Origin of the sequence: Streptomyces sp. NBC_00988 (genome assembly GCF_045162645.1) — a bacterium.
Lineage (GTDB): Bacteria > Actinomycetota > Actinomycetes > Streptomycetales > Streptomycetaceae > Streptomyces.
Window position 1 is genome coordinate 2,030,606 of record NZ_CP108730.1, and the last position, 13,182, is coordinate 2,043,787.

Annotated in this window: 10 protein-coding genes; 3 read left to right on the forward strand and 7 right to left on the reverse strand. The window is 68.3% G+C overall.

All coding sequences use genetic code 11. The features are described 5' to 3' along the window. Nucleotide 1 precedes the first annotated feature (1 nt). Together OG496_RS09385 and OG496_RS09390 are read right to left on the reverse strand one after the other, a co-directional pair. Nucleotides 2-1,462, reverse strand: a complete 1,461-nt coding sequence (locus OG496_RS09385; protein ID WP_405970398.1) for a glycoside hydrolase family 76 protein — start codon at nucleotides 1,460-1,462, stop codon at nucleotides 2-4. Between the two features lie 33 nt (nucleotides 1,463-1,495). Continuing rightward, nucleotides 1,496-3,109, reverse strand: coding sequence for a glycoside hydrolase family 27 protein (locus tag OG496_RS09390; RefSeq protein WP_405970399.1), 1,614 nt, complete (start codon nucleotides 3,107-3,109; stop codon nucleotides 1,496-1,498). A gap of 228 nt (nucleotides 3,110-3,337) precedes the next feature. On the opposite strand from OG496_RS09390, the gene OG496_RS09395 reads away from it, so the two are divergent. Beyond that, nucleotides 3,338-4,507 (forward strand): glycoside hydrolase family 76 protein, encoded by a 1,170-nt coding sequence (locus tag OG496_RS09395; RefSeq protein ID WP_405970400.1) that lies wholly within the window; start codon nucleotides 3,338-3,340, stop codon nucleotides 4,505-4,507. 2 nt (nucleotides 4,508-4,509) lie between these two features. Here OG496_RS09395 and OG496_RS09400 read toward each other — a convergent pair whose 3' ends face one another. The 4 genes from OG496_RS09400 to OG496_RS09415 form a co-directional block, all read right to left on the reverse strand. After that, the gene (locus OG496_RS09400; RefSeq protein WP_366498653.1) at nucleotides 4,510-5,541 is read right to left on the reverse strand and encodes a LacI family DNA-binding transcriptional regulator; all 1,032 of its coding nucleotides are present in this window, start codon (nucleotides 5,539-5,541) and stop codon (nucleotides 4,510-4,512) included. Nucleotides 5,542-5,634: 93 nt separating this feature from the next. After that, complete coding sequence (locus OG496_RS09405) at nucleotides 5,635-6,930, reverse strand: extracellular solute-binding protein (RefSeq protein WP_366498654.1); 1,296 nt, start codon at nucleotides 6,928-6,930, stop codon at nucleotides 5,635-5,637. 70 nt (nucleotides 6,931-7,000) lie between these two features. Further along, on the reverse strand, nucleotides 7,001-7,915 hold the full coding sequence (locus tag OG496_RS09410; protein WP_405970401.1) for a carbohydrate ABC transporter permease: 915 nt from the start codon (nucleotides 7,913-7,915) through the stop codon (nucleotides 7,001-7,003). Further along, on the reverse strand, nucleotides 7,899-8,780 hold the full coding sequence (locus OG496_RS09415) for a carbohydrate ABC transporter permease (protein WP_403593202.1): 882 nt from the start codon (nucleotides 8,778-8,780) through the stop codon (nucleotides 7,899-7,901). The genes OG496_RS09410 and OG496_RS09415 overlap by 17 nt, the downstream gene beginning before the upstream one ends. Before the next feature lie 753 nt (nucleotides 8,781-9,533). On the opposite strand from OG496_RS09415, the gene OG496_RS09420 reads away from it, so the two are divergent. Together OG496_RS09420 and OG496_RS09425 are read left to right on the forward strand one after the other, a co-directional pair. After that, nucleotides 9,534-10,748, forward strand: a complete 1,215-nt coding sequence (locus OG496_RS09420) for a glycoside hydrolase family 125 protein (RefSeq protein WP_405970402.1) — start codon at nucleotides 9,534-9,536, stop codon at nucleotides 10,746-10,748. A gap of 382 nt (nucleotides 10,749-11,130) precedes the next feature. Continuing rightward, a complete protein-coding gene (locus OG496_RS09425) occupies nucleotides 11,131-11,535 on the forward strand; it encodes a hypothetical protein (protein ID WP_405970403.1) in 405 nt (134 codons plus the stop codon). Here the strand turns inward: OG496_RS09425 and OG496_RS09430 are convergent. After that, on the reverse strand, nucleotides 11,508-13,172 hold the full coding sequence (locus OG496_RS09430) for a glycosyl hydrolase family 28 protein (RefSeq protein WP_405970404.1): 1,665 nt from the start codon (nucleotides 13,170-13,172) through the stop codon (nucleotides 11,508-11,510). The genes OG496_RS09425 and OG496_RS09430 overlap by 28 nt on opposite strands. Nucleotides 13,173-13,182: the final 10 nt, after the last annotated feature.

Consider the following 13,182-nt stretch of genomic DNA (forward strand, 5'->3'; position numbering starts at 1 on the left):
GTCAATTCGCCGCGTTCATCAGGTCGAGCGCGCTCTGCTGCCGGGCCGCGTCGGTGGAGTCCAGTGGTCCGGCCCAGTGCAGCCCGTACGCGTCAAGGGAGTTGCGGTCGTTCGCGTAGGCCGTGTCCGCCTGACGTTTGATGTAGGCGGTGTAAGGGCGGTCGGACAGCCGGGAGTTGAAGGCGCCCAGGCCCCGGACGTACGCGCCCTTGAAGGACGGCCCGTCGCCCCCGCAGCCGCTCGTCTCGCACGGTTCCCGGAGGATTCCGCCGGAGTTGAGGGCCGTGGACGTGGTCGAGGCGTCACCGATCTGACGGCCGGTCGTCAGCAACCCAGCGTCCCCGGTCGCCCGGTACAGCTCCGACAGACCGCCGAGCAGCACGCCCTGGTTGTACGACCACGTCGTGTCGCCGTTGTTGCCGCAGGTCGCCAGGTTGATGCCGTCGTTGACCAGATGGGAGCCGTTGATCATGCCGGTGCTCTTGAACCACGACCACTCGGCGTTGGCCCGGCCGAGATACGCCGTGTCGCCCGCGATGCGGTTGTGCAGGGCCGCGTTCAGCTCCAGGTAGAGGGAGTTGGCGATGGCGTTCTTGTAGGTCTTCGCCGTGCTCCACCACACCCCGCCGCCGCAGGTGGAGTCCCAGTACCGCGTCATGTAATCGGCGTCCGCGCGGGCGGTGTTGAGATAGCGGGAGTCACCGGTGAGGTCGTACGCGTCGACCCAGGCCAGTCCCCACCAGCCCGTGTCGTCGATGTAGTCGTTGGTGAAGTTGCCGCCCTGGGCGGAGAGGTTGCGGTCGTAGGTGTTGGCGATGGCGTACTGGTAGCTGCCCATGCCGGTGACGCGGATGTTGTCGATGAGGGCGGTCAGGGCGTTGGCCGAGTTCCACCAGCCGGTGGTGTCGAAGAGGCCGGTGCCCAGGTTGTACGACTGCATCAGTGCCGTGGCGGCGGCAGTCGGTCGGCTCCCCGCGTTCCACGTCGTGCGGGCCCACGACGTACAGGCGATCTCGGCCCGGTCCCCCGCCTTGCCGCAGGCGCGCAGCGCGCCCACGCCTAGGGCGTTCCAGTCGTCGACGTTGTACATCAGGGTGCGCCAACCGCCTTGCCCCGCAGGGATGGTGGTGTCGCCGAGCTTGCTGCCGGAGGCCCAGGTGCGGCCGCCGTCGAAGGAGCGGTCGAGCCAGACCTCGTCGCCGGGGCTGCCGTTGGTGATCGAGGCCCAGCCCATCGCGTCGGTGTCGTCGAAGTGGAGGGCGATGCTGCGGGAGTAGATGGTCGCGCTCACCGGCTGCCGGTCGCCCGGGGAGAGGGCCGGGTCGCGGGCGTCGCAGTACTTGTTGCAGATCGACGCCTGGGCGGCGGCGGTCGCGACGCCGGTGGACACCGGCATGAACAGGGCCAGGGCGGCGATCAGTCCGGTCCCGACTCTCCTGATGTGTCGTGCTGTTGAGGTCATGCCGGCTCCATCAAGGTGGGGGGATGCGGGAGGTCAGCCCAGGCGCCACTGCTGGTTGGCGCCGCCGTTGCAGGACCAGAGTTCCAGCGCGGTGCCGTTGACGTTGCCGGCGGGCTGGTCGCCGCCGGTGACGTCGAGGCAGAGGCCCGACTGGGTGCCCGTGATCGTGCCGTTGGGGTTGACGCTCCACTTCTGGTTGGCGCCGCCGTTGCAGGTGTAGAGCTGCACCTTGGTGCCGTTGCTGGTCTGGTTGTTGTAGGCGTCCAGGCACTGGGTGCCGCCGTAGAGCCGGAGTTCACCGGCTGCGGTGATGGTCGCGGCCTGGTTGGTGCCGCCGCCGCAGTCCCAGATCTCGATCTTGGTGCCGGGGGTGGTCTCGCCGTTGTAGGCGTCGAGGCAGCGGTTGGAGGAGGCGCCGATCAGCGGGTGGGTGGTGCCGACGCTGGTGCCGCTGCCGGCGGAGACCCGGTACATGACCGAGCCGTGGCCGGGGACGCTCGCCGAGATGGAGCCGGTGGTGCTGCTGATCACGTGCGACCAGAGGTTGTTGAGCTTGTACGAGGACGCCGAGGGGAGGCCGGCCGCCGTCGCGGAGGTGGTGATGGTGGCGGCGGAGGAGTTCTCGTTGAAGAGGACCACCGAGACGTCGCCGTTGGCGAGGGGCTTGGAAAGGACGTGCAGGCCACCGGAGTTGGAGATCTCGGTGCCCTGCTTGCCCAGCGAGTCCTGGTCCACGGCGATGACGTCCTTGTTGCCGTAGAGGGAGAGCGTGGCGGCGGTCGCCTTGCGCAGGTCGGTGCCGGCGATCAGCGGGGCGGCCATCTCCGACCAGAGGCTGAAGTGGGAGCGGTCCTCGGTGAACGACATGCCGTTGCCGACTTCGAGCATGTCGGGGTCGTTCCATGCACCCGGCTTGGCGTACGCGGCGAGTTTGACGTTGGCCTTGTAAATGGACACCACGGTCGAGAAGTTGACGTTGATGTCGTCCGTCGTGCGCCAGCTGTTGCCGACGCCCGCACCCCAGGTCCACACGTCGGCGAGGCCCCAGTTGCAGAGGCTGTAGACGATCGGACGGCCGGTGTTGGCGAGGGCGTCGCGCATCGCGGTGTAGCGCTGCTGGTCGGGCACGTTCTGGTGGTTGCAGTTGTCGTACTTGAGGTAGTCGACGCCCCATGCGGCGAAGCTGTTGGCGTCCGTCTGCTCATGACCGAGGCTGCCCGGGTAGCCCGCACAGGTGGCGGTGCCGGCGCTCTCGTAGATGCCGAGCTTGAGGCCCTTGCTGTGCACGTAGGCGGCGGTGCCGCTGATGCCGTTCGGGAACTTGACCGGATCCGGGACCAGTTGACCGGCAGAGTTGCGGGCCGAGGTCATCCAGCAGTCGTCGATGTTGACGTACTGGTACCCGGCGTCCTTCAGCCCGGAGGAGACGAGGTAGTCGGCGGTCTGCTCGACCAGCTGCTCGGTCACGTTGCAGCCGAAGGCGTTCCAGTCGTTCCAGCCCATCGGGGGCGTCCTCGCGAGGCCGTTGTCGAGGGCCTGCGCGGGCGGCGCGGCGCGCAGCACCAGCAGGGCCGGGACGAGAGCAAGCAGCAGCACCATCGTGAGGGCGGCGCTCAGACGTCTCTTGAAGGGTGACGGAACGGTCATGTCGAGGTCTCCTGATTCGCCGTGTGGGGCCCGGTCGAACTCACCTTTGGAAACGTAACCATCGTGAAGGTTCCATCAGCACAGCCACATCGTCAATGGTCCGGACCAAAATGCCCCGGGTGTGAACTGCCCGTGTCGTCAGATGCGTTGACGACCTCATGAGTCGATGACAACGTTTCCATCATCGGCACCCACCCGCACCCATCGACTCATGACTTGGAGGCCTCCATGTCGCTGCGTCCCTCCCGGCGCGTGATGATCGGTTCCGGCCTGGCCGCGCTGACGGCGACGGCCGCCACACCCGCGTTCGCGGCCGAACGCCCAAACTCCGCACGGGCGTTGTCCCGAGCCAAGGCCACCTACGCCGCGCTGGGAAGACACTTCGACGCGACCGACGGCTCCGGGCTGGTCCGCGAACAGATCCCGGCGGCGGCCGGTGACAACCCGTACTCGTACGAATGGCCCTTCTCGCAGGTGCACATCGCCGCGCTCGATCTCACCGTCGTGGCACCGGAGTTGGAGCCCGAGCTGGCTCGGCGGGCGGTGGCGCAGGAGCACCACTGGAACGCGGGCGGCGGGACGACCAGGCTGCCTGGTTACGCCTCCTACCCGGTCGCGCCGTACGGGGCGGGCGGGGACATGTTCTACGACGACAACGAGTGGGTAGGGCTGGCGAAGGTCCAGCGGTATCTGCAGACGGGGGACGCCGCCGCGCTGGCCCGCGCGAAGGAGATCTTCGCCCTGGTCAAGTCCGGCTGGGACAACGACAGCAGCCATGCCGCGCCCGGCGGGGTCTTCTGGACGCAGGCCGACTGGAGCCACGACCGCAACACCGTCTCGAACATGCCGTGCGCCCAACTCGCCCTGCGCCTGCACCAGATCACCGGCGAGGCCGACTGCCTCGACTGGGCCAAGCGCTTCTACGACTGGACGAACGCGCACCTCCAGAGCCCAAGTGGCCTGTACTGGGACCACCTTGACCTGCAAGGGACGATCGAGAAGACCGTCTGGTCCTACAACCAGGGCGTGCCGGTGGGCGTAGCCGTGCTGCTCTACCAAGTCACGCGCGAACGCGCCTACTTGCGCCGGGCCGAGCAGGTCGCCGCCGCCGCGTATGCCTACTACGTCACGCAGGGGCGGCTGTTCGCTCAGCCCGTGTTCTTCAACTCGATCTTCTTCAAGAACCTGCTGCTCCTGGAGTCGGTGACCGGGAAGGACACCTACCACCGGGCGATGGCCGACTACGCCGACCAGGTGTGGGACACGATGCGCGATCCCGCCACCGGCCTCGTGCACTTCGACTCGGCCGGTGGCACGCAGGCGATCCAGCAGGCGGCCCTCGCGCAGATCTACGCCGTGCTCGCCTGGCCGCGTGCCAAGTGGCGGATCCTGTACTGACGTTACGGGTGTCCGATCTCCCCGGTGCCGCGTGCGATCAGCTGCACCGGGAGGACGGTCCGGTGGGAGGGGCTGTCGTCGCCGTCGATGCGGTCCAGCAGGATGTGGGCCGCCCGGCGGCCGAGTTCCTCGGTGTCGGAGGTGACGACGGTGACCGGGGTGGGGAGCATGTCGGCGAGCTTGAAGTCGTCGAACCCCACGACGGCGACGGAGACTTGAAGGTCACGGCAGGCGCGGAGGACGCCCTCGGTGAGGAAGCCCGTGGTGGAGAAGACCGCGGTGGGCGGGTTCGCGGAGGTGAGCAGGGCGCGGGTGGCGGCCTCGGCTTCCTCGGTGGTGCCGCGGCGCAGGGTGACGACCAGGTCGTTGTCGGGCTCGATGCCGCTGCGGCGCAGCGCCTTGCGGTAGCCGCGCAGCCGGCGGCCGGTGCTGTAGTACGAGGGCGCGACGAGGATCGCGATGCGGCGGTGGCCCTGGTCGACGAGGTGCTGGGTGGCCTTGTGTCCGCCGTCCTCGTTGTCGACGAGGACGACATCGGCCTCGGCGCCGGTGGCAGGCCGGTCGACGAAGACGATGGGCACGTGGTCGTGGCCGTTGATCTCGTTGAGGAAGGCGTGGTCGCCCTGGTCGGGGACGATGATGAGCCCGGCGACCCGGCGGCCGATCAGCTCGCCGACGGCCCGGCGCTCGACCTCGGGGTCCTCGTCGGCGGTGCTCAACAGGACTGCGTAGCCTGCCTCGTTGGCGACCTCGACGGCGGCCTTGGCGAGGGAGGCGTAGAACGGGTTGGTGAGGTCGCCGAGGAGCAGCCCGATGGTCATGGAGTTCTGGCCGGGGCGCAGGGAGCGCGCGATCTCGTTGCGCTGGTAGCCGATCGCGGTGATCGCCGCGTTCACGCGCTCGGCCGTCTCCTCGCGGACCGTGCCGATGCCGTTGACGACGCGGGAGACGGTGACGACGGCGACTCCGGCCCGCTCCGCGACGTCGCGCATCGTGGGCCTGGTGTTCTGGCGGTGCGGGGGACGACTGCTCACGTGAGTTGAAGACCAACCTTCCATCGCGTACCGGGGGCCGGGACCGCCCTCAGGATACGTATCGGGTCCCGGCCCGCCGCTCGGCCCGGGACGCTAACCGTTGTTCTTGATCACATCGTTGATCTTGTCGGTCATCGTCTGCAGGTCCGAGAGCGGCTTCTTGCCGTTGAGGATGTCCGGCCAGTAGGCGGTGATCAAGTCATTTGACTGGCTTGCCCACTGGGTGGTGAAGCGCACGCCGATGGTGGTCGGCGTGTTCAGTCCCGCCTTGACGGTGGCCGCGACGGTCGTCTGCCCGGCCTTGTCGAGGGCGCCGAAGTAGGCGTTCTGGGCGGAGAGATAGGCCGGGGCCGCGACCGGGGAGTCGGGCAGCACCTTGGTCCACACCGTGGAGTCGAGGTACTTGAGGACCTTGAAGGTGGCGTCCGCGTTCTGGGTGTACGAAGGGGTGCAGATGCCGACCGCGTCGTAGAGGGTGGCGGGCTTGGTCACCTGGGGCAGGGGCGCGAAGCCGTACTTGATCTTCGGCTTGTCGGTGAGGAAGCCCGCGGCCAGCCACTGGCCGCTCCACAGCATCGGGATCTGTCCGGCGGCGAACAGGCCCTGCTGGTTGCTGATGTCGTAGCCGGGAGGCGCGATGGCACCGCTCTTGATGCCTGCCACGACCTTGCTGACGCCTTCGGTGTACGTCGGGTCGATGGTCGTCTTGGTGGGCTGGTGCACGTTGTCGGCGAAGGGCTTGCCGCCCGCGGACAGGGCGTACGTGCTGAGGGAGAACGGCCCGTCCGTGGAGGTCAACGCGTCGGCGACCAGGCCGTACTTGGCGCCCTTGGCGTGCAGTTTCGCAGCCGCGGCGAACATCTGGTCCCAGGTCCAGCCCGCGGCGGGCACGGTGATGCCGGCGGCCTTGAAGGCGTCGATGTCGTACCAGATGCCGTAGGTGTTCAGCAGGGAGGGAACGCCGCCTATCTTGCCGTCGGCGGTCTTCCAGTTCTTCATCGTGGACGAGACGAAGCTGCTCGCGCCGAAGTCGCTGGAGCCGGAGAGCCGGGAGGCCCAGTCGGTGAGCAGGCCCTGGCTGGTGTACTGCTGCTCGGTGTCGTTGCCGCACCAGAACAGGTCGGGGAGCTTCTTGGCCTGGGTGAGGGCCGCGAGCTTGTCGCTGTAGTTGCCGTTCGGGGTGTCGACGCGCTTGACCGTGATGTTCGGGTCGTGGAAGCCGGTCAGGGCCTGGTCGATGGCCTTGTTGGTGGCGGCGGACTCCCAGGTCATGAGGGTGACCGTGGCCTTGCCGTCCGACTGCTTCCCGGACGAGCCACCACACGCCGCCGTCGCGAGCAGTCCCCCCGCCGACAGCAACACTCCGGCGCAACGGATCCATCGTTTCATCGTGGCCTCCTGATACCTGGCTGGCATACGGCTCGTAGGTGGGTCGGGACGGGATGGGAGGGGGTGCGGATCAGCGCTGGTTGACGGTGCCCAGAGCGCTCAGGCCCTGGATGAAGTAGCGCTGGGCGACGAAGAACACGATCAGTGGCGGGAGCATGTAGAGCAGGTTGGTGGCCATGTAGAGGTTCCAGTCCGGGGTCTGTCCCGCGAACTGGGTGACGAAGGAGGCCATGCCCACGCTCAGCGGCCACTTCTGGGACGAGTACAGGTAGATCAGCGGGTTGAGGTAGTCGTTCCAGGACATCTGGAAGGCCAGGATTGACATCGTTATCCAGGCGGGCTTCGTGATCGGCAGCATCACGCTGAAGAAGATCCGGACGTGTCCCGCGCCGTCCACCTTGGCCGCCTCGTCGATGGAGTGCGGGATCGACAGGAAGTACTGGCGGGCCAGGAAGATGAAGAGCGGGTTGCCGCCGAGGAAGGCCGGGACGATCAGTGGCAGCCAGGTGTCGTACCAGCCGATGTCCTTGAAGAGCTGGAACAGCGGGATGATGCCGATCACCGGGGGCAGCAGCATGCTGCCGACGAAGACGTAGAACCACACCTTGCGGCCGGGGAAGCGCAGCCGGGCCAGGGCGTAGCCCGCCATCATCGAGGTCATCACCCCGCCGATCACCGAAAGCCCGGTGATGACAAGGGAGTTGAGCAGCAGGCGCGGGAAGTGGATGACCTTCGGTCCGTCGATGAAGTTCTTGAAGTGGAACTCGTGGGGCAGCAGTTTCGGCGGGACCTCGAAGACCGCGGAGGGGCCCTTCAGCGCGACGGTGAGCATCCACAGGATGGGCAGGATCATCACCGAGCTGATCAGCAGCGCGGTCGCGTACCAGGATGCTTTGCGTACGGCTCTGCCGGGCGGCTTCGTCGGTGGGGCGGCCGGTGTCGGCGCGGTCGTCGGCGCCCTGGTGACGTCAGGAGACGTGGTCACTGTAGGTCCAAATCGACGAGAAGCGGGCGGTGGCGGCGATCACGACGACGATGACGAGGAAGAGCACCCACACCTGGGCGGAGGCGTAGCCGAACTGGGAGACCTGCCCGAGCCGGGGGAAGCCGTTGTCGTAGATCGACAGCATCAGGGTCCTGGTGCTGAACCCGGGGCCGCCCTGGTTGTCCGGCGAGAGGATCTTCGGCTGGTTGAACGCCTGGAGGGCCGTCACCATCTGCAGGACGACCTGCAGGATCATGATCGGGCTGATCAGCGGCAGGGTGATCCGGAAGAACACCGTGCGGGGTCCTGCGCCGTCGAGCCTGGCCGCCTCGTACAGCTCGGTGGGGACGGCCTGGAGCGCGGCGAGGAAGATGATCATCGTGGAGCCGACGCTCCACAGCATCACGATCACGATCGACGGCATCGCCGAGTCGTCCCCCGACAGCCACTCGCTGGTGGGCAGATGGAGCCAGCTCAACACCTGGTTGGCCAGGCCGACTTGGGGGTTGAACACGAACTTCCAGAGCGTGATCGTGGCCACCACGGGCAGCACGACCGGCAGATAGCACAGGGTGCGCAGCAGGCCGACGCCCCGCATCCGCTGGTTGCAGAACACCGCCAGGGCGAGCCCGATGGCCAGCGACAGCGGCACGTACAGCACGACGAGCAGCAGCGTGGCGCGCACCGAGGGCCAGAAGGACGGGTCGGTGGTGAACATGCGGTGGAAGTTGTCCAGGCCGACGAACTTCGGGTCCGTCAGTCCGTTGTACGTCGTCAGCGCGAAGTACGCGGACCGGAACAGCGGGTAGACGACGAACGCCGTGAAGCCGATGAGCGCCGGTGCCAGGAACACGTACGCGGCCAAGGTGTCCGAGGACCTCTTGGGCGATCGTCGCCAGGGTAGTCCCAGGCGGCCCGGACTCCCCCTGCCGGGCGGCCTGTCCACGGGCGGTACGGCAGTTCGCATCTCTTGGTGCGGAGCGGCTGTCACACGCGCTCACCTTCTTCCTCCGAGGAGTTGACGATCACTCGGATCACGCGGACCCGACCGTCTGGTGGTCGTCGGCCCGCTCAAGGTAACGTTTCCATTCCCTGGCGATCACACGGTGGCGCACGCCACATGAGGGAGTCAAGAGGCGCGATGGTAACGTTTCCCGGATCAACATCCGGAACAGTGTGGGCAGTTCCGGAGTCGCTGAGCACGCTTGGGCGGCGGCTGGCCGGCGAGTTGCGGGGTGGTCCGGCGGGGGAGATCGTCGAGCGGTGCCTGATCAATACGTGGGCTACGTCGATGAGTTGGGGGGCGTCGGCGGGCGGGGGGCCGGGGGGTCTGTCGGACGGCTTCCCGGGTGGTCGGTCGGGTGGGCTGACGAGGGGGCTGCCGGGCGGGGTGTCGGGCGGTCCGGCGGGTGGGTTGCCGGACGGTCTGGCGGGTGGATTCCCCGACGGGTCGGCGGGTCGATTGCCGGACCGTCCGTCGCGTGGGCTGTCGAGCGATCTGCCGGGCGGCGTGTCGGGGGGATTGCCGAGACATCCGGCGCGCGGGGTGCCGGACGGGTTGTGGGGTGGTCCGGGGCACGGGTTGGCAGCCGAGGTGTCTGCCGGGCTATCGGGTGGGGTGTCGGACACGTCGTCGGAGGTGTTCGTGAAGACCGGCGACATCCCGGCGATGTGGTTGCGGGACAGCACGGCGCAGGTCCGCCCTTACCTGGCCGTGGCCACGGACCCGGAGGTCGGCGACGTCCTGGCCGCCGTCTCGCGCCGCCAGATCCGCTGCGTCCTCTTGGACCCGTACGCCAACGCCTTCAACGACGGCCCCACCGGCGCGCACGGCGAACCCGGCGATCTGCCCACGCCGGGCGACTGGGTGTGGGAGCGCAAGTACGAACTCGACTCCCTCTGCGCGCCGTTGCAGCTCGCGTACGCGCTCCGGCGGGCGACGGGCCGCGAGGACCATCTCGACGAGGCGTTCCACCGCGCCGCCTGGCTGATCGTACGGCTGTGGCGGGCTGAGCAGTCCCACGCGCAGCGGCCCTACCGGTTCGTCCGGCCGTCCGGCCCCTTCGCCGGCGACAGCCTTCCCCTCAACGGCCGTGGTGCGCCGGTCGGTTGGACCGGGATGACATGGTCGGGCTTCCGCCCGAGCGACGACGCGTGCACCCATGGCTATCTGATCCCCGCCAACGCGCTGGCGTCCGCGAGCCTGCACGGCCTGGCCGAACTGGCGGCGGCGGTCCTCGACGACACCGAACTCGCCCATGAATGCTGGCGGTTGGCCGACGAGATCGACGCCGGAATCCTGGCCCACGCGGTGACCGAGGTCAAGGGCGTCTCCGTCCTCGCGTACGAGGTCGACGGCCTCGGCGCGGCGTTGATGTGCGACGACGCCAACCTTCCGAGTCTGCTGAGCCTTCCGCTGAGCGGCTGGTGCACACCCGAGGACCCGCTGTACCGGGCCACCCGACGCTTCGTGCTCTCCGGGGCCAACCCCTCCTACTTCAGCGGGAGTTACGCGTCCGGTATCGGCAGCACGCATACGCCGGACCGCCACATCTGGCCCCTGGCGATCGCCACCGCCGGCCTGACCGGCAGCGCGGACGAGGCGGCACGGGCCCTGGAGACCCTGGCCGCCACCACCGCCGGTACCGGCCTGATGCACGAGAGTTTCCATGTCGACGCGCCGGGCCGGTTCACACGGGACTGGTTCGGCTGGGCGAACGCGCTGTTCTGCGAGCTCGCGCTGGAGGTGTGCGGGGGTGGGGTGCGGCATTTCTTTCCGGTACATCCGCGGGCGTTGCCTGGTGGGTCGGGGATGGGCGGCGCGTCGGCGTGACCCGGCGGTGACTGTGGGTGGGGGCCGGGCGTCGGCGGTGCCGCGCTGGCGTCGTGGCCTGTCGTCGGCGTACCGGGACCGGTCGAGCGAGTAGGCCAACGGCGGCGAACTCCCCTTGCCGCGCGGACCGTTCGGCACTCGCCCCGCCTGTCGCCGAACAGGTCGGCGGCGCTGCCACGCCGCCGTCGAGGCCCCGCATTCGGGGGCCCGGTCGGTCGTTGAGCGACAGGTCCCGTACCAGTGCCGAGATCCTGGTCCGGCTCCACCGAACGATCGCCGAGCCCGCCGGGGACACCGTGGTGATCGGTTGCAACACGGTCGGGCATCTGGCTGCGGGGCCGATACCGGTGCAACGGTGCGGAGATGACACGTCGGGGCGCAGTTGGGAGCGGACCCGGCGGATGAGGGGAACACGCTCGCCTTCCGACTGGCCCGGCACAACGGGCTGTTCACCGTGGACGCGGACTGCGTGCCCTGCACACCGCAGACCGGCTGGAACCTCAGCCGGCAGTTCCTGGACCTGGTGGCACGCTCCGGTACGGCCCTGTTCGTGTCGGTGGATCCCGCCGCCCGCACGGACCGTACGGACGCCGACCTCGCGGCGGCCGTACGGCTCGCGCTCGACGGCGGGACACCCGGTGGGGTCGAGCCGCTCGACTGGCTCTCCACCACCGCACCTCGTCGCTGGCGGTCCGGCCCCGAGACTCTCGTCTACGACTGGGCCGAACCGTGGGGAGCGACGCCCCTGGCTGTCTGGCCTCAGGGAGTGATGGTCAGGCTGCCGTAGTCCGAGAGGTTGGTGAGGTTGACCTGGCTGAGGGTGGTCGCGCCGGTCGTGCTTCCGGGCATCACGATGTGGCTCAGTGCCACACCTGAAATGGGCGCACCGGGAAGGCCGTTGACGCGTGCGGCGGTCGTACCAGCGTTGCGGACACGGACGTTGGAGATCGTGACGCCGGTGACCGGGCCGATGCCCGCCGTGCTGCCGGTCATCAGGGCGAGCCAGGTCCGGTTGCCGTCGTTGCTGAAGCTGAGCCGCTCGATGTCGATGTCGTCGAACTTGAGGTTCGTCGCGCTCGCCGTGCCGTACTTGTGGTGGACGCCGATGCCGACCGCCGCGTCGTAGACGACCACGTGCTGGAAGGTGACCTTGTTCTGCGACTCGTAGACGCCCTGGCCGACCTTGACGCCGTAGCAATAGGTCCAGGAGACAAGGTCGTTGAACGTGACGTTGTCGAGGGGGCGGGCCGTGCCGGGGACCGTCTTGTAGATGTCGGCGACGTCGGGCCAGGTCTTGGTGCTGAACGGGTCGTCGAGGCCGATGCCGATCGCGTGGTCGACGGTGACGTTCGTGGACTCCATGACGTCGATGCCGTCGTTCTCACCCATGTCGAACCTGTTGAACATCTTGATGTTGCGGAAGGTCAGGTCCGAGGAGCGCAGCGGGATGACCGCCCAACTGCTGGATTCCCGAAAGGTGATGCCGTCGACGGTGAAGCCGCTCGTGTAGATCGGGGCGAGGAGGTTCACGCCGAGGTTGGAGGGCGCGAGCGCGGCCTGGCCGTTGCCGTCGATGATGCCTCGGCCGTAGATCTTGATGTTCGTCGAGGAGTACCGGGTGGAGACGAACCAGGTGAGGTCGCGGCCCTGCGAGGTCTTGTGTCCGGTCACCACATAGTGGCTGGCCTCTCCTGTGTAGCGGAGGACCGCGCCGGGCGCGAGGTAGAACGCGAGGTTGCTCCGCAGGTAGAGGTTGCCGAGGGTGTAGACGCCGGCGGGGACGTACACGATGCCCTGGGTGCCGTTGGCGGAGCCGTACGCGGCGGCGTCATCGAGGGCGTTCTGGAAGGCAGTTGTGGTGTAGGCGCCGGTGTTCGGCTGGGCCGAGTAGGGCGCGCTCTGCACGTTGAAGATGCCGGTGCCGCTGGTCGCCGGGCGGTTGGTCTCGGCGGGGTCCGCGGCGATGACCAGGTTGGGGCGGCCGTCGAGCTTGACGATCAGGTACTCGTCGTTCTGGACGGTGAAGGTGAGCGTCGGGCCGCTGACGGTTCCCGTGATGCCCAGCTTCTGCGGGCTGATGCTGTACGCGCCGATGTCCGTGTTGTTGAGCTTGCTCACGGAGATGGTGGCGGTGCCCGTGCCGAGGGCGAGTTGGGCGATGTCGTACCCGGTGTACTTGGTGACCGGCACGGACGTGCCATTGACGGTCAACTTGTAGTCGGTGGACGCCGGGTAGATGGACGGGACCGGGTAAGCCGACACGGTGCCCGCCGCGGCCTGTGCGGTCTGCGGGGCGCCGAGAAGCGCGGCGACGCCAAGCAGGAGGGCCGTCAACACGAGGGCCAGGGGGCGCAGTACGCGCTTCTCGGTTCCGTCGGCCGCGGTCAACAGCCGTCTGTCGGCCGCGATCAACGGCCGGCTCATCGACAATCTC

Bases quoted from the DNA above. Each gene is read 5' to 3' on its own strand.
- OG496_RS09430 (WP_405970404.1), bottom strand. From the start codon at position 13,172: ATGAGCCGGCCGTTGATCGCGGCCGACAGACGGCTGTTGACCGCGGCC.
- OG496_RS09385 (WP_405970398.1), bottom strand. From the start codon at position 1,462: ATGACCTCAACAGCACGACACATCAGGAGAGTCGGGACCGGACTGATC.
- OG496_RS09395 (WP_405970400.1), top strand. From the start codon at position 3,338: ATGTCGCTGCGTCCCTCCCGGCGCGTGATGATCGGTTCCGGCCTGGCC.
- OG496_RS09405 (WP_366498654.1), bottom strand. From the start codon at position 6,930: ATGAAACGATGGATCCGTTGCGCCGGAGTGTTGCTGTCGGCGGGGGGA.
- OG496_RS09390 (WP_405970399.1), bottom strand. From the start codon at position 3,109: ATGACCGTTCCGTCACCCTTCAAGAGACGTCTGAGCGCCGCCCTCACG.